Origin of the sequence: Cytobacillus depressus (genome assembly GCF_008923245.1) — a bacterium.
Lineage (GTDB): Bacteria > Bacillota > Bacilli > Bacillales > Cytobacillaceae > Cytobacillus > Cytobacillus depressus.
Genome location: NZ_WBOS01000003.1, coordinates 200,259 through 217,254, shown reverse-complemented (window position 1 = coordinate 217,254; position 16,996 = coordinate 200,259). Strand labels below are relative to the sequence as shown.

Annotated in this window: 16 protein-coding genes; 3 read left to right on the top strand and 13 right to left on the bottom strand. The window is 40.5% G+C overall.

Features of this window, described 5'->3' with window-relative positions; all coding sequences use genetic code 11:
• Positions 1 to 9: 9 nt before the first annotated feature.
• The 3 genes from mdcA to F7731_RS09890 all read right to left on the bottom strand — a co-directional run bounded on the left by mdcA (position 10) and on the right by F7731_RS09890 (position 3,416).
• A complete protein-coding gene (gene mdcA / locus F7731_RS09900) occupies positions 10 to 1,656 on the bottom strand; it encodes a malonate decarboxylase subunit alpha (protein WP_151534620.1) in 1,647 nt (548 codons plus the stop codon).
• A gap of 113 nt (positions 1,657 to 1,769) precedes the next feature.
• Positions 1,770 to 2,702, bottom strand: coding sequence for an ACP S-malonyltransferase (locus F7731_RS09895; protein ID WP_151534619.1), 933 nt, complete (start codon positions 2,700 to 2,702; stop codon positions 1,770 to 1,772).
• A 54-nt stretch (positions 2,703 to 2,756) separates the two neighbouring features.
• The gene (locus F7731_RS09890; protein WP_151534618.1) at positions 2,757 to 3,416 is read right to left on the bottom strand and encodes a GntR family transcriptional regulator; all 660 of its coding nucleotides are present in this window, start codon (positions 3,414 to 3,416) and stop codon (positions 2,757 to 2,759) included.
• 280 nt (positions 3,417 to 3,696) lie between these two features.
• Between F7731_RS09890 and madL the strand changes: the two genes are divergently transcribed.
• A complete protein-coding gene (gene madL, locus F7731_RS09885) occupies positions 3,697 to 4,128 on the top strand; it encodes a malonate transporter subunit MadL (RefSeq protein ID WP_151534617.1) in 432 nt (143 codons plus the stop codon).
• Positions 4,109 to 4,873, top strand: coding sequence for a malonate transporter subunit MadM (gene madM / locus F7731_RS09880; protein WP_151534616.1), 765 nt, complete (start codon positions 4,109 to 4,111; stop codon positions 4,871 to 4,873). Before madL ends, madM begins: the two co-directional genes overlap by 20 nt.
• 163 nt (positions 4,874 to 5,036) lie before the next feature.
• Here the strand turns inward: madM and F7731_RS09875 are convergent, their stop codons facing one another.
• The 8 genes from F7731_RS09875 to F7731_RS09840 all read right to left on the bottom strand — a co-directional run bounded on the left by F7731_RS09875 (position 5,037) and on the right by F7731_RS09840 (position 12,408).
• On the bottom strand, positions 5,037 to 5,414 hold the full coding sequence (locus F7731_RS09875) for a DUF3899 domain-containing protein (RefSeq protein ID WP_151534615.1): 378 nt from the start codon (positions 5,412 to 5,414) through the stop codon (positions 5,037 to 5,039).
• 58 nt (positions 5,415 to 5,472) lie between these two features.
• On the bottom strand, positions 5,473 to 7,098 hold the full coding sequence (locus F7731_RS09870) for a peptide ABC transporter substrate-binding protein (protein WP_151534614.1): 1,626 nt from the start codon (positions 7,096 to 7,098) through the stop codon (positions 5,473 to 5,475).
• 29 nt (positions 7,099 to 7,127) lie between these two features.
• Positions 7,128 to 8,078, bottom strand: a complete 951-nt coding sequence (locus F7731_RS09865) for an ABC transporter ATP-binding protein (RefSeq protein ID WP_151534613.1) — start codon at positions 8,076 to 8,078, stop codon at positions 7,128 to 7,130.
• On the bottom strand, positions 8,078 to 9,097 hold the full coding sequence (locus F7731_RS09860; RefSeq protein ID WP_151534612.1) for an ABC transporter ATP-binding protein: 1,020 nt from the start codon (positions 9,095 to 9,097) through the stop codon (positions 8,078 to 8,080). Before F7731_RS09860 ends, F7731_RS09865 begins: the two co-directional genes overlap by 1 nt.
• An 11-nt stretch (positions 9,098 to 9,108) precedes the next feature.
• A complete protein-coding gene (locus F7731_RS09855; RefSeq protein ID WP_151534611.1) occupies positions 9,109 to 10,053 on the bottom strand; it encodes an ABC transporter permease in 945 nt (314 codons plus the stop codon).
• 1 nt (position 10,054) lies between these two features.
• On the bottom strand, positions 10,055 to 10,981 hold the full coding sequence (locus tag F7731_RS09850; RefSeq protein WP_151534610.1) for an ABC transporter permease: 927 nt from the start codon (positions 10,979 to 10,981) through the stop codon (positions 10,055 to 10,057).
• Positions 10,982 to 11,061: 80 nt separating this feature from the next.
• Positions 11,062 to 11,910: a M55 family metallopeptidase gene (locus F7731_RS09845; protein ID WP_151534609.1), complete on the bottom strand. Its 849-nt coding sequence runs from the start codon at positions 11,908 to 11,910 to the stop codon at positions 11,062 to 11,064.
• 51 nt (positions 11,911 to 11,961) lie between these two features.
• On the bottom strand, positions 11,962 to 12,408 hold the full coding sequence (locus tag F7731_RS09840; protein ID WP_151534608.1) for an Lrp/AsnC family transcriptional regulator: 447 nt from the start codon (positions 12,406 to 12,408) through the stop codon (positions 11,962 to 11,964).
• A 181-nt stretch (positions 12,409 to 12,589) separates the two neighbouring features.
• On the opposite strand from F7731_RS09840, the gene F7731_RS09835 reads away from it, so the two are divergent.
• Positions 12,590 to 13,735 carry an amidohydrolase gene (locus F7731_RS09835; RefSeq protein WP_212031167.1) on the top strand — a complete coding sequence of 382 codons (1,146 nt, stop codon included), beginning with the start codon at positions 12,590 to 12,592 and terminating at the stop codon, positions 13,733 to 13,735.
• A 62-nt stretch (positions 13,736 to 13,797) separates the two neighbouring features.
• Here F7731_RS09835 and F7731_RS09830 read toward each other — a convergent pair whose 3' ends face one another.
• Together F7731_RS09830 and F7731_RS09825 are read right to left on the bottom strand one after the other, a co-directional pair.
• Positions 13,798 to 15,594, bottom strand: a complete 1,797-nt coding sequence (locus F7731_RS09830; protein ID WP_151534606.1) for a S9 family peptidase — start codon at positions 15,592 to 15,594, stop codon at positions 13,798 to 13,800.
• 59 nt (positions 15,595 to 15,653) lie between these two features.
• Positions 15,654 to 16,970 carry a helix-turn-helix domain-containing protein gene (locus F7731_RS09825; protein WP_151534605.1) on the bottom strand — a complete coding sequence of 439 codons (1,317 nt, stop codon included), beginning with the start codon at positions 16,968 to 16,970 and terminating at the stop codon, positions 15,654 to 15,656.
• Positions 16,971 to 16,996: the final 26 nt, after the last annotated feature.

Sequence of the window (16,996 nt, the reverse complement as noted above, 5' to 3'; positions counted from 1 at the left end):
CACACCCCGTTACCAGCTTCGAAATTTAGCAGGTGGCTCATATAAACCATCAGACCACTCCACAAGCTCTTCTACATTTTTAGCAGCAAGCAGGGAACGCTTTGCATCGGTTCTTCTAATCCCAAGATCCTCTGGGAGGGCAATCAGTCCTTCTCTTCGCAATTTATCCGTCTTTCTTGCGTCGTGTTCAAGCCCAATCGGAGTCACACCTGCGATTGCCGCAATCGCCTGCCTGCGTTCTTCCATGCTGTTTGCCTTATATAAATAGGCAATCCCTTCTTCTGTAACAATATGTGTAACGTCTTCACCATAAATCATGATTGGTGCAGTTGCGAGACCTGCATCATTTTTTACGTCCAATGCGTCTAACGATTCAACAAACACCGGTTTATTTCCGTTTTGGAATGTTTCCACTACTTGAACTACCAGCTTTTTCCCACGTGCGAGCGGATCGTTTGTTGTATTCATATCGAGCCATGCTTCGGAAGAATGTCTCCTGCCCCCTGGGTCATGTCCCATATTTGGTGCACCACCGAACCCCGCAAGCCTTCCGCGGGTGACGGTCGAGGAGTTTCCGTAAGCGTCAATTTGCAGACTTGATCCTACGAACAAATCAACTGCATATTGACCTGCCAACTGACATAATGTCCGGTTCGAGCGCAAACTACCATCACGCCCTGTAAAAAACACATCCCGCCTTGAGGACACATAATTTTCCATTCCAACTTCTCCCCCAAAGCAATGGACACTCTCTACCCAGCCACTTTCGATCGCGGGAATCAGTGTAGGATGCGGGTTTAGAGCCCAGTGCTTGCAGATCTTCCCTTTTAAACCAAGCTTTTCTCCATATGTGGGAAGTAATAATTCCACAGCAGCTGTATTATAGCCAATCCCATGATTTAACGACTTCACCTGATGCTTTTCATATATACCGCGAATAATCATCATGGCTTGAAGCACTTGAATATCTGTAATATGGCGCGGATCCCGGGTAAAGAGAGGTTCTAATTGATAAGGCTTGTCAGCAACTACGACGTAATCAATCCAGGAACCAGGTATGTCCACTCGCGGAAGTTCATCCACTAATTCATTCACCTGCGCAATGACAATCCCGTCACGAAAAGCTGCTGCTTCAACCAAGGTCGGAGTTTCTTCGGTGTTCGGCCCTGTATATAAATTACCGGCAGCGTCAGCCTTGTCAGCAGCAACTAGCGCAACCGACGGAATTAAGTCAATAAACAGCCTTCCATATAGCTCCACATATGTATGGATTTCTCCCATGGTAAGCTTTCCGTCTTCTAGCATTTGGGCCATGCGAAGGCTTTGTGTCCCTGCGTATGAAAAATCTACTTTATTGGCGATGCCATACTCAAACAGATCCAAATGCTCCGGTCGGGAAATACTCGACATAATCATATGCAAATGATAGATTTTTTCCGGGTCGACCTTTGCAAGGGCTGCCGATAGGAAGGATGCCTGCTTCTGATTATTTCCCTCTAGAACGACGCGGTCTCCAGACTGGATTAAGGTTTCAAGCGCCTGAACAATTTTGTTTGTAGGGATAATTCGGCTGCTCGTTATGTCTTTCATTTTTTCAATTCTCTTTTCTTTTGCCTCTAATCGTTTTTTCCAAGACTGATTTTTAATTGCCTGCATTTCCTGCTATCCCCTTTCCCTATCAATCTTTAATACCTATGTTCTGTTATCGTTGTTGTTGATTTCATTACAAGCAACAAGTGTAAAAAACTCAGTTTTAACACAGCCAATACTTAAGATGTCACACAAAAACGCCTAGCCAGTACTAAACAATTTTCAAACCCGTTTTCATCTACAGAAAGAGAACGGGCACCAGGCAGTGCTTTTTTGGATAAGCTGGCAAGAACATTTCCTGGAGGCATCTCAATAAAAAGCCTTGTCCCATGCTCGCAAAGTATGGAAGAAATATCATGCCATCTAACTGGGTAAGATACGTTGTAGGCAAGATCCTCCCTAATTTGTTCCGGCAATCTTAATAGCCTTGCCGTCCGGTTACAAGCATATGGAATAACTGGCTGTCTAAATTTAATTTTTGACAATTCCTCATGTAAAGATCTAGAAACTGGGTTTAACAACGAGCAATGGGACGGTATGCTAACATTCAGCAGTTCAGCTGTTCTTGCCCCTCTATGTTTGGCACGGTCAAGCACCTTGTTGATAGCAGCAACAGAACCTGCGATCGTCATTTGATCAGGCGCATTCACATTTGCCGTGTATACAGGTTCTTTTTCTGTAAAACAAGAATTTGCTAGTTCTTTTACCGTCTTTTCATCTATTCCTGTGATGACGCCCATTCCATAACCACTGGGAAAGACCTGCTCCATTAGCTGCCCTCTAAGCTTTATTATTCTTAAAGCATCGGCAAATCCAATGGATTGGCATGCAACGGCTGCACCAAAAGCACCTGCCGAATGGCCTGCCACAATATCTGGAATTATCCCTTCAGCTTCAAATACTCTTAAGATAGCAACCGAGGAAACAAGCAGGCTAATTTGAACAGAGACCGTCGATACCAATGCTTCCTTGGAGTCAAAGTTGTAAACACTTTCCTCAAGTGTATCCGTTGCTTCTTGCATAACTGCCTCAACTGCAGGATGTTCCGGAAGTTCTTGGAGCATATTTGGCTTTTGAGAACCTTGACCAGGGAATAAAAATGCGAGCTTCACAACTTTCACCACCTTGTTTGAAAACTCAACTACTCTTATAATCTTGTTAAAAACTTATTTATTTTTAGAACCTAGCTTGTTTTTCATACTTAAAATGACATCATCGTTATGACATTTCAATAGATTGGCTGCCTCCTTGATGTTTCCTTCTCTCAGAAGGTCGATTAACATTTGATGCTCTCTCACAGACTTTTCGATATTTCCATTATTCGCAAACGAAAGGCTTTGGATCCTTAAGAGCGGCCATCCAAGCCTTAAATACATAGTTTTAATGGTCTCACTTTTACTCATTTCCACAAGCGTCATATGAAAAGTGTGATTTAATTGGGTATATTGATGAATTACTGTCTCATCCTTCATTTCGTTCAAAACATCAGCCATTTTTTGCAAGGAAGCTTGATCTACTCCGTTGCGGCCAATGCGTTCAATGGCCATAGCTTCAAGCATGTTACGTATTTCAAGAAGATCATATATTTCATTCTCCGTATAATCTTTTACCACTGCCCCTTTTCTTGGAATTCTTTCTACAAGGCCTTCAATGGAAAGTAGATATATAGCTTCCCTTACAGGGGCTCGGCTCGTTCCGTACTCTTCCGCATAAATATGTTCGATTAGTTTATCCCCGGGGATTAATTCCCCCTTAATAATTTGCTCTGTAATATGTTCAGCGATATGATTTGATAATGCATTTTGCGTAAATTTATTCGTTTTCATGACAAAGTCTCCTCCAATAAAATTAAAATAGTCGACTGTCGATTCTAATTATAACGGCTGATTTTTATAATTTCAATATTTTTAGAATATTAAAAAGATATTGACTTTATGTTTTCCCGCGCTTTATTATGGACTTTAAGAATACAGTCGACTGTTGATTCTCTAAACATTTGTCAATTGATTAAAATTTCTTCCTAGTGCAGACATACATACAATCGTTCTGTTTGCTTTCAGTTTTAATGCTTTTTTTAAAGAAAAAATTGAAAAGGAGAGAAATGGCATGGTTATTTTTGGGGTGGCAATATTAGCTATTTGCTTTTTATCCGGGGTGTTTTTTGGTGATCTCTTAGGACAAATATTGGGAATTAACGCAAATGTCGGCGGTGTTGGCTTTGCTATGCTCTTTCTGATTTTACTTGTAGAGTACTTGAAAAAGAAAGATAAGCTAAACAAACAGACGCAAGAAGGACTCGCTTTTTGGAGTGCTATGTATATTCCAATTGTTATCGCTATGTCAGCACAGCAAAATGTGGTTGCAGCACTGGATGGAGGGATCTTGGCTATTATTGCTGGAGTAGCGGTAGTTTTGATCAGTTGGGCAGTTGTTCCTCTATTAAGCGGGGGCAAAAAGGGCAATAAGAACAATACGGTAAATAATGTTATTGAAATGGATATGAATGGGGGCAAGCAGCGTGTTAGAAATACTAGGTAATGTTCTGAAAAATAACGGTTTAATTCTTGCTTTTGCCATTGTCGGCGTGACTATGTATCTTTCATATTTTATTTCTGATAAGTTAACAAAAGGGCGTCTCCATGGTTCTGCGATTGCGATTATTCTTGGGCTTGTCCTTGCTTACATTGGCGGAGTGGTTACAGGAGGAGAAAAAGGACTCGCAGACGTAAGTCTTTTTACTGGAATCGGCCTGATGGGCGGCGGAATGCTTAGAGACTTTGCTATTGTCTCCACTGCCTTTGGAGCAAATTTTAGTGAAATAAAGAAAGCTGGTCTGACTGGGGTATTATCCTTGTTTATAGGCGTTTTCCTCTCTTTTGTTGTCGGTGTAATGATTGCACTCGCATTTGGATATCGAGATGCTATTAGCTTAACAACAATTGGGGCCGGGACAGCAACATATATCGTAGGCCCAGTAACAGGTTCTGCAATTGGAGCTAGTTCTGAAGTAATAACACTTAGTATTGCTGCAGGGCTTGTAAAATCCATACTTACGATGGTTGGCACCCCCTTTGTTGCCAAATATATCGGATTAAATAACCCACGAACTGCAATGGTATACGGCGGAATCATGGGTACGACTAGCGGTGTAGCAGGTGGACTAGCCGCGACAGATCCAAAACTTGTTCCTTATGGAGCAGTTACTGCCACTTTCTATACTGGCCTAGGTTGCTTACTTGCCCCTTCTGTTCTATTCTTGCTGACAAAAGCCGTTTTTTCCTAGTATTAGAACATTTATCCTTCAATAGATTTGTACTTCTAGAGCAGTTTTTCCCCCGAAAGTTATTTAAAAATGACCGAGCGCTGCGAACGCTCGGTCAAAAGACCAAAACAATTTTATAGTTTTTAACTCTTTCATGAAGCAAAAGAACCGCCCCCTTGCTTCCTTATTGATAGAATATGATTAATCCGATTAGGGAGAGCAGCATAGTGGTGATGGATAGTTTGAATGTGATGTTGTTTAGGAAGTTGAGGTAGTTTTTTTTGAATTGCTGTAAATTTGGGTCGTTGTTTAATTGGTCGTCTATTCGTTGGTGTGATCTGGATTTTGGGATTAGTGTGATATTGATTTTTTTGAAACCGCTTGTGAAGAGTTGGAAAAAGCCAGTTTCTGTGATTTTTACAAGGGTAAAAGCAAGAAGTGACAGGAGCCCTACCAAAAAGGTAATATTAATCCATTCTATAAGCGACCATTGAAAAGCAACAATTAACCCTAACCAAGTGATTAAAATTAGCAATGGAAAAATAAACTTTGTTTTCATCATGAAGTACCTCCAAATATGAATGCAGCAGAGAAGGACGATGCCCTCTCTGCCTAATGCATTATTGCGAAACCTTCTTCGCCCACTTTAATGCAGGGTAACGGTTCACATAGTAAGCAATATCTTCGAAGTTTTGTGATACAAGGTAGTTATTCGTATAGTGATATACTGGCATGAACGGCAGGTCAGTCATCAAGATTTCTTCTGCGTCATGAAGCAATTGGAAACGTTTCTCCGGATCTTGCTCTACTTTCGACTCTGCCATAATTCTATCAAATTCTTCATTTACCCAACCAGTACGGTTATTTGGACTATCTCCTAAGTAATAATCTAGGTTAACAACTGGGTCAACGAACACACCGATCCAGCCCATTCGCGCCATTTGATAGTTATGCTGTTTTGTTGTATCTAAGTATGTTGCCCATTCTTGGTTATTTAGCTTAATATTTACGCCAAGGTTCACTTTAATCATTTCTTGTACAGCTTCGGCAATTTTTTTATGGTTTTCATCAGTGTTATACATTAATGTAACCTCAGGCAATGTCGCCCAACCTTCTTCTTTCATTCCTTCTTCAAGGAGCTTTTTAGCCTCATCATAATTCTCTTCAATGTAGTCTCCGCCAACTTTACGGAAATCACCTTCAGGAGTTTCTGCGCCTAGTGGCACCATGCTATATGCTGGTGTTTCACCTGCTTTTGAAACATTTTTTGCTAATGTTTCACGATCAATAGCCATAGCAAATGCCTTACGAACTTTTTGATTGTTAAACGGCTCTTTTTCAGTATTGAACATATACATATATGTTCCATAATAAGGAACTTCTAAGTATTCATCATTTTTTCTTTCTGCATCAATGACATCAGTCGGTAAAGTTATAACTAAATCAAATTCTTTTGTTTTGAACATTTGATAGTATGTTGTCGCTTCCCCTACCATCTTGAATGTTACTTTATCTAGATTCACTTCGTCTTTCGCATAGTACTCTGTATTCTTTTCAATAATCACTTGATTATCATGTTCCCATTTAGTCATTTTGAAAGGTCCATTACTTACATAATTATTAGCATCTGCAGACCAGTTCTTGTTGCCTTCCACAAGGTCTTTCTTCACTGGATCGAAAGTCCATAATGTTAATAAACTATCAAAATATCCTAGTGGTGAATTTAATTCTACAACAAATGTATGGTCATCTTCTGCTTTAATCGCTACGTCTCCCTCAGAACCTTTGCCTTTATTATAGTCTTCGGCTCCCTTAATGTAATATAGATAGAATGCAAATGCACTACCTGTTTCAGGGTTAAGGACGCGCTTCCAAGCATATTCAAAGTCACTAGCAGTAACAGGGCTGCCATCAGACCATTTTGCGTCTTCTCTTAATGTAAACGTATATGTTTTCCCATCTTCTGAAATTTTAACATCCTTGGCTGCGCCTAATACAGGATTACCTTCTTTGTCACGGGTGTATAATCCTTCAAAAATGTGATCAAGAATCCATCCAGATGTAGTATCTGTTGCTTTTGCTGGATCAATCGCAGGTGGTTCTGTCTTCGCATTAACCACCATTTCTTGCTTAACATCTTTTGCGTCTTTAGCGTCCCCGCTGCTCGTCTTCTCTCCGCCGGAACAACCAGCAAGGATAGTTGAAAGCGTTAGAACAGCAATCAAAAAAACTAGAAGCTTCTTCATTTCTTTCTCTCCTTTTTTAAATAAAAAATTTAATATAAATGGCAAGCTGTCCAATGTTCTTTTTGAACCTCTTTCCATGTTGGAACCTCTTTTGCACAAATTTCCATTGCGTGTGGGCAACGTGTTCGAAAACGGCATCCACTCGGCGGATTTACAGGGCTTGGCGGATCACCGGCAAGAACGATCCGCTCTCGCTTTTCGGCACGAGGGTTCAAATTAGGGATTGCAGACAATAAAGCTTGTGTATAAGGATGAAGTGGATTTGCGAACAGCTCATCACTGCCGGACATCTCCATCATTTTCCCAAGATACATGACTCCAATCCGATCACTAATATGTTTAACCATGCCGAGATCATGGGCGATAAACAAATACGTCAGCCCTTCCTCTTTCTTCAAATCATCTAATAGATTAATAACTTGAGCCTGAATGGAGACATCTAAAGCGGAGATAGGCTCGTCCGCCACAATAAACTTTGGTTGTACAGCTAAAGCTCTAGCTATACCGATACGCTGCCTTTGCCCACCACTAAATTCATGCGGGTACCGCTTAGCATGTTCTGGACGCAATCCAACCTTTTCAAGTAATTCATAAATTCGATCTTGGCGTTCTTTCCCTTTTGCCAGCTTATAGGCGTCAATTCCTTCTGCAATAATATCTCCAACCTGCATTCTTGGATTTAGAGATGCATGAGGATCTTGAAAGATAATCTGCAATTCACGATTGACGGTCTTTTTCATCTTTCTATCAAGCTTTTCGACATCTGTGCCGTTATAAAAAATACTTCCTGAAGTAGCTGGTTGCAGGCCAACAATCGTTTTACCTAGTGTAGACTTACCACTTCCACTTTCCCCTACTAATCCAAAAGTCTCCCCTTTTTTAATGGATAGGGATATATCATCTACAGACTTGACCGTTTTCTCTTTATTGATGTGAAAGTACTTTGTTAATTGCTGAACTTCAAGTATGTACTCCTCCATTAAACATCCTCCCTTCCCGCTGCAATAAGATCTTCTGCTTTCGGTGCGCGTGGATCATTTAGCCAGCATCTTGCTACATGTCCATCGTTAAATTCAAATCCTGGAGGAACCTCTTCTAAGCAAATCTCCATGGCATATTTACACCGCGGGGCAAAAGGACATCCCTTTGGCGGGGAAAAGAGATCTGGCGGCGAGCCTTCAATTGGGATCAAAGGTTGTTTTTCACCATCTTCCACTTTTGGGACTGATTCAAGGAGACCCCAAGTATAAGGATGTTTTGGATTTTCAAACAACTCCGTAACAGTGCCGCTTTCAACCATCATTCCTGCATACATAACGATGACACGTTCAGCCGTTTCTGCAACAACACCCAAATCATGGGTAATTAAAATAATTGAAGTCTCTAACTGATTCTGAAGATCTTTCATCAACTCAAGCACCTGCGCCTGAATCGTCACATCGAGCGCAGTCGTAGGTTCATCTGCTATCAATAATTCCGGACTGCATGCCAAGGCAATCGCAATCATGGCCCTTTGCCTCATTCCACCACTAAATTCATGCGGAAATTGATTATATCGTTCAGCTGGATTTGGGATTCCAACAAGCTTTATCATTTCAATCGCCTTTTCCTTGGCAGCCTGTTTTGATAGCCCTTGATGAAGAATGAGCCCCTCTTCAATTTGTGCTCCGATTCGCATCGTAGGATTAAGAGAAGTCATCGGGTCTTGAAAGATCATACTAATCTTCGAACCTTTAATTTTTCTCATTTCTCTTTTTGACAGCTTTAGCAGGTCTTGTCCTTTAAAGTGAATACTTCCTCCTTTAATGATTCCAGGAGGTGTTGGGATCAGCCCCATAATTGATTGAACAGTCACACTTTTTCCGCTGCCGCTTTCCCCAACAATCGCTAAGATTTCACCTTTATCCACATGGAAAGAAACATCGCGTACCGCTTTTACTTCCCCACCATATGTTTTAAAATTAACCTCTAAATTTTTCACTTCTAACAAATGGCTCAACTTTATCCCTCCTAATCTCGGGCTCGTGGATCAAGAGCATCTTGTAATCCATCACCAAAGGCATTAAAGGCAAACATCGTCAATGATATTAAGAATCCTGGGAAGAATAATCTCCACCACTGCCCGCTTAAGATGACTCCTAATGCATCGTTTGCCATCGTTCCCCAGCTTGCAAATGGAGCCTGAACCCCTAATCCAAGGAAGCTTAAAAAGGCCTCGGCAAATATCGCGCTAGGAATGGTAAAGGTTAAGTTTACAATGATAATTCCCATCGTATTCGGTAATAAATGGCGAGTAATGATTTTTGCATGAGACGTTCCGAGCTTTTCTGCTGCCATTACATATTCTTGTGACTTTAATTGCAGAACCTGTCCACGAATTATTCGTGCCATTCCGACCCATCCAGTTACACAGAGGGCAATAATAATCGTTGTGACACCTGGGTCCATAATAACCATTAGAAGAATAACTACTAAAAGGTATGGAATTCCATATAGTATTTCGACAATTCTCATTAGGAAACCATCGACATTATCTCCGAGCTTCCCCCGGCCAGCCATGTAACCAGACAAACCGCCTACTACTAATCCAAGGATGAGGTCGATTAATGCAGCAACCAATCCGATTGTTAGGGAGATTCTTGCTCCCATCCATGTTCTTGCCCACATATCACGCCCAAGATCATCCGTCCCGAACCAATGCTCATTAGAAGGCGGCATATTAGCTTTCGTTAACGCCTGCTCGGAAGCAGTGAACTGAACCATCATTGGTCCAAAGATCGAAAAGAATACAATAACCATCAACAGAAATAGACCAAATAAAGCTAGCTTATTTTTCATAATACTTATTACGGTTTCTTTCCAAACACTTAAGCTTGGTCTTTGTATCGGGTCAACTTCTTTCCTTTTGGGGTCTACAGGTCGAAATAAGGATTGATCCACACTTTTTTCTATCATATTAATCCCCCTTACTCGATAGCTTAATTCTTGGATCAATAAAGCGATATGAGATATCAATCAAAAAGAGAGTAACGACAAGGAGCGCACTAAAGAATACAGTCGTTCCCATAATCACTGGATAATCACGGTTAAAAATGCTATCCACAAAGTAGCGGCCTATTCCTGGTATCGCAAATATTTTCTCAATAACAAATGTACCTGTTATAAGTGAGACAAATAATGGGCCAATGAACGTTACGACTGGTAAAATCGCATTGCGAATCCCATGTTTCATAACGAGGCTTGTCGTGGATAAACCTTTCGCATTTGCCGTCTTTATGTAGTTCTGATTCATAACCTCCAGCATACTCGACCGCATAAACCGCGCAATAACGGCTAATGGTGTTGTAGCAAGTGCTAAGGATGGGAGAACTGAATGCTGCCATGTCCCCCATGATGCGACTGGGAAGAGGCCCCAATCAACAGCGAAAAACTTCATTAAAAATGGTGCTAAGATAAAGCTTGGAATCGATATCCCGATAATGGCTATAACCATGGAGGCATAATCCAAAAATCGATTATGATTAAGGGCCGCTATAATCCCAAGCATGATTCCAAAAATGAGCGCGATTATAATAGACTGAATTCCTAATAAGGCTGAAGCAGGAAATCCTTCAGAGATAATTTGGTTAACCGTACGTGTCTCTGATTGTATGGATGTCCCCAAATCTAGCATCGCTAGATTCTTAATATAGAGAACATATTGGACTGGTATCGGCTTGTCCAAATTATATTTGGCGCGCATATTTTCTAATATTTCTGGTGGCAACACATCAGAATCGGATGCGAATGGGTCACCAGGTATAAATTTCATAATAACGAATGTTAATGAAGCAATAACCCAAATGGTTAGGATCATCGTCAAAAACCGCTTCACTATATACATATAAACAACACCTCCATTTAGGAAAAGCGCAAGCGCCTTATCTTAAAAAAATTCTGGAAACTTTCCATAATACTACCGAATTACGCATTGACACTTCCAAGGACACCGTTAGTTGCTGTCATAGCAATGATTACACAACCCCACATATGCTTATAAGCTGTGATCATATCGTCGCATGTAAAACGTATTCTTGTCGGACTAACCAGTTCTACTGTTGGCAAGGTTGTTGTCATTTTTGCTTGTTGAGGCCCTTTGAAGTTGATTTCAAATGTGATTGGCCCCGTGAAGGTTACAGGCTGATACTTGTTTAACTGCTTTACAGCTTTTTCTGCTTTTTCACGAATAAGCTCTTGCGCAACTTTAGGATGAAGCAACTCAGCGGAAAAGCGATCAACAGCCCGCTTGACTACTGCTGTTTCAACTTCAGGTAAAGTTTCTAACACTTCACTCACGTAAGCATCATCGCCGCTAATAAAGATTGGCGGTACTCCGAAGGCACCAGCTACGAAAGAATTCATCTCTGTTTCGCCAACGACTTTGCCATTAATCTTCATTTCATTCACACATATACCTGCTAAGGTGTGGCTGATGACGGCTCGATCTGATCCTGCCTCACGACCATGGTGGCCAACAAACATAATCCCGTCAAACGTTTCATCCAATCCCTCAAGTTGACACATGACCCTGTTGTTTCCAGAGATAAGTCTTGCTCTCTCGTCAAGATCTTCAATGATGATATTGGACATATTTCCATGCCCATCTGCTACTACAACTTCAGTTGCCCCTCCATTGAAAGCCCCCTCGATTGCTGCATTCACATCAGCTGTCATTAATTTTCGAAAGCGCTGATATTCACTTGTTGTTTTTAATTGTTGATTGGTAGCAACTCCCGAAATCCCTTCCATATCAGCAGAAATAAATAGTTTCATTGTCTAGTCCCCCATTTTGTACATTTTTTTCTAACATTTCATAACCACTAGCTAAATATATTCGAAGCTATTTTTGTAAACATCTAGCTGGACAATTGTATTGAGCGAAGTGATATTTTTAATCCTATTTAACTGATAAATCGTTTCAGTAATTTCCTCTTGACTTTCAACCGTAATTTGGACTAGCAGAGGATACTCTCCAGACGTTACGGTCACATAACGAATGGCTGGAATGGAACTGACCTGTTCGATTACTTCTTTTATCGAGTCAGGCTGTACCTTCAACAGAATGATAGCACCAGCCTTTAGTCCCAGTGCGATTGGATTAACTACACCTACTACATTTAAAATTTCCTTATCTACTAGATTTTTATAGCGAAGCCTAATGGTCTTTTCTGTCACATTAAGTAATGTCGCTAATTCTGCAAAAGACATTCTCCCATTTTTCGATAAATGCTTTATAATGCCACGATCCAATTCATCAATTTCATATTTCATCTCATACCTCGTTCCTATACTAATTTGTATAATTACTAACGGAATACAAACATTTTTCAAAAAAAACTACCCGTTTACAATATTCAAATTATAAATTATTATCTAAATAAGGAATTAAAAGGTATTATAAATAAAAATATTTCAGAAATCAATGATTATTTTGCGAATTGGAGTGATAATGATGTTAGCTATTACTAACGCAAAGATTTATGACGGTACTGACAAGGTGATTGAATCAGGCACTTTACTTATTAAAGACGGGAAATTTGATCGTATTCTAGAATCAGCTCATAACATCCCAAATGATTACCGTGTAATTGATGCTCACGGAAAAGTGGTTACACCTGGTTTAATTGACGTACATACCCATCTTGGTGTCCACGAAGAAGGCATTGGCAAAGAAGGACACGATTTTAACGAGACAAGCAGTCCCATTACTCCTGAGGTTAGGGCTATAGATGGGATAAACCCACAGGAGGCCGGATTTGCAGATGCCCGCAAAGCTGGTGTGACAACCGTGCAAATTATGCCCGGGAGTGCTAACGTCATTGGTGGTGAAATGGTCACTCTTAAGACTGTCGGAAACGTTGTTGATGAAATGATTATAAGAGAACCATCTGGTATGAAAGCAGCTACAGGCGAAAACCCTAAACGTTTTCACGGTGAAAAGGGCAGAATGCCAATTACTAGAATGGGTGTTGCCGCTAAACTCCGCGAAGAGCTGATTAAAGCGCAAAATTACCTTCAAGGTGAATCTAAAGAACGTAAGCTTGGACTAGAAAATTTAGTTAAAGTATTAAAGAAGGAAATCCCACTTCGCGTGCATGCACATAGAGCCGATGATATCGCCACTGTGCTTCGCATTAAGCGGGAATTCGATATCAACCTTACGATTGAGCATTGCACGGAGGGGCACCAGATTGCCGATTTTATCGCTAAACACGATGTCCGTGTTTCCGTTGGTCCAACGATGTCTACTAAATCGAAAATCGAATTAGCTGATAAAGGTTGGCATACCATTCTTGCTTTAGTCAATGCAGGTGTTCCGGTCTCCATTACAACGGATCATCCAGTTGTCGGCATCGAATATTTAATAACAAGTGCTATTCATGCTGTAAAAAATGGCCTTAGCGAACAGCAAGCACTACAGGCAATTACATTAAATGCCGCTAAACATCTAGGTGTTGAGGATCGTGTTGGTTCGATTGAAAGCGGCAAAGATGCTGACTTTGTTATTTGGGATGGAGACCCATTTGATCAACGAAGCTCCGTTCTTCAGACCTTTATTGACGGAAATGTCGTCTATGATAACAAAATGAACGAATAGATTTGAGCTAGGTGAGCCGCAATTTTCGCGGTTCCCTTTGCTTTTTTCATTAAAGTTTCACTTTATCCCTTAAGATGTTGGTTCATGAAGGCAACAATCATCGAATTCATTTTGATATGGTTTTCTATTCTTTCTGTTTGATGTCCCTCATCATCGAAGATAACAAGTTCTACTTCTTTATCTTGGCTGCGAAGATCTGCTGCTAGTTGTTCAGCCTCTGTAACTGGAACTCTCGTATCATTACGGCCGTGGAAAATTAGTAAAGGAACAGAAATCTTGTTTGTGTGGTTTAACGGCGCTATTTCTTCAAAGAATTCACTATCATTCTCTAAAGAACCGTATTCACATTCGCGTAATCTCCTGCGCCAAGGACCCGTATTTTCAAGGAAAGTTCGGAAATGAGAAATACCGACAATATCGACTCCAGCAGCCCAAAGATGAGGATAATGAGTTAAGGCTGCTAATACCATAAATCCTCCATAGCTGCGGCCCATGATTCCAATTCTATTTTTATCGACTGCTCTATTATTAATTAAATCTTGAACGAGCCACGAAAGGTCAGCTACCGCATCCATCCGTTTGCGCGCATCGTCTAATTGAACGTAATTTCTGCCGTATCCCATACTGCCGCGGACATTTGGAGCAACAACAGCATAGCCTTCTCCCGCTAAGTACTGAATAACTGGATTAAATTCAGCCTTTATTTGCGACTCTGGTCCGCCGTGAACATAGACAACTACTGGTTGAGATTGTTCCTTTTTCCCATAGATGAAGTACGGAACCTCTAACCCATCAAATGAAGAAAATGTACATAATTCAGGCTCCATCCACAAATGCTCAATGTCCTCACTTTTACTAAGAAAAGTAAGTCTCTCTATCACGCTATCATTTATAGAGGCAGACCAAATATCACCAGGCACGGTTGGGGTTTTCAGGCAGAAAATCATGTTTTCTTCATCAAGCCATGAAATTGATTCAATTACTCCACTCGGAATTCCGTATATTTCAGTATGCTCGCCTGTTCCTAAATCATAGACGCGGAGTGAATAAATCCCTCCTTCATTAACCGTGTATGCAAGCTTCATTTCATTAGGTGATAAGGAAATCTCCACTACATCCCATCGGTCAACAGAGAATACCTTTTGCAGATCTGCAGGCACATCAAAGCTCAAACGATAAACATCCAATGTGTCGTGGTGAATATCTGATAACACATAGCCGCCTTTCTTGTCATTCGTTACAACAAGGGATTGGTAGCGCGCATAAACAGTCGAATCGCCAATACGAGTGAGCTCTTTTTTCTCAACGTCTAAAATATATAAAGAGCTGTCAATATTCGTTTCTTGAACACGAAGGACGATCTGTTTCCCATCTTTAAGCCACAACAACGGGGTGCAATTCCCATCAAATTCATACACAGCCTCTTCCTGCATTGTTTCAACATCCATGACGAATACATCAAAATATCCTGGATGTCTTCTATTGCTTGAGTAGGCAATTTTCTTTTCATCTGGTGACCAACCGCCAAAATTATGGAAATGCTCATTAGAGACAACTAATTTTTCAAAAACGGTGCCCTCGGCTCTTTTTATATAAAATTGTTGCTTTTCATTTCCGTGATGGTCCATCCCTATGATCGCCTTTTTTCCACTTGGAGAATGATAGACAGAGAGGACACGATCATTTAAATTGGTAAATTGTTCAATTTCAGCTGACTGCATGTCCAATGTCCAAACTTGTGGAATACCAGTTTTTTTCGTTATAAATGTAATCGTATGGCTATTAGGTATTATTTTTGGCTGAGTGGCAGTGTGCACATTTAAATAGTGGTTTAGTTTATGATCTATTGTTATTTCCATATAGCTTCACTCCCAATTCTAATTTTTAATATTCAGACTTAGAAATTAATAGTCTATAACTAGTCAAGTCTATGAAATTGGAGCTCATACACCTTCCGCGGCCTTCCTCTTCCAGTCGATTCCTCACCTATTACGTTTGCTAATCCGATTTGCTCCATTTCAGATAGTATTCTTCTTGCATTCCGCTCTGTACTTTTTAACCATCTAGCTAATTCCTGTGCTGTAATGTCTGTTTGGCGGTGATGATGAGCAAACGATTTAATTTTCATTACATGGGCTGAACTAATATTTGCATCCTTGAATAGCTCCTCCCACCTTGTTCCGAGATTGCGGGTTTGAAAGGTTAGTTGTTTATTTTGTCCAATCACTTCGGTTATTTCTTTGTTCTCGTTGACCGCAATAATAACTGGCTCGTTGTAAGTTCTTACCTGTTCGAAAGCGATCCTGACATGTTGCTCTGCTTCGAGCACAGTATATCCATAGCCGATTCCTATTCTTACTGGTAGTTCACTGTTTATTCGGATTTCATCTATTAAAGCCTGTAATTCCCTTTGCTTTTGCAAATAATCTAAATCTCCACGTGTCGTGTATATAAAGAATAAACCGTTGCCCATTTTTGCAAGTGAGCCATTAATTTCTTCAACAAAATGCAATAAAATTCGCATCAAATCTAATTCTTGATGTTTTAATTTAAATGGCATGTTATAGCCTTCCTGAACAGCTGATGGATAGATGACCTCAACGCCCAAAATAACAAGTTGAGACTGCCTGTACCAGCTGGCACGACCCCTTGCTATAAGAAAATCTAGTCCCCGTTGGATCGCTAGTTCAGAATGGGCAACACGGAATGCAGGAATGCCAAGCTCTTTCAGCTTCGTATATACAGCATTCAAACATGTTATTGCTACGTCTGTTTGCCCCTTTTCGTATAATTCTTTATGAAACTCGATCATTTTTTCCGCAGGCATATATCCATGATATGGATTCGTATAGATTGTAAAATCCTGATGATTGAAAAACCCGCAAGCTTTCTCCATTTCATCCTGCTGAATGCTATCTAAGCTAAATCGATAGATAATCTTTCCCTCTTTAACAAAGGACTCTAATAAAGTGCTCAATAAACTCGAGCCATTTAAAGGAATATAGCTTCCCGCCTCTTTCGTCATATACCCTTTTGCTAGTGCATAGTAATAAGGGGCCTGACCTGAGAAAAACCATTGATCAATGCGATCTTGATTGTTTAAGATAATCCCTTGCGTTTCCTCAATATTTTCATAGAAAAAGGGAATTAGCTCTAATTCCTCCATCTGGGCTCCTGTTTTCATGATTTGATTAACCGAGTCCTTAGGCCCAATAACGCCAATCCGTATTTTCATCTGATCACCTGCTTGTTTCCGTAAAA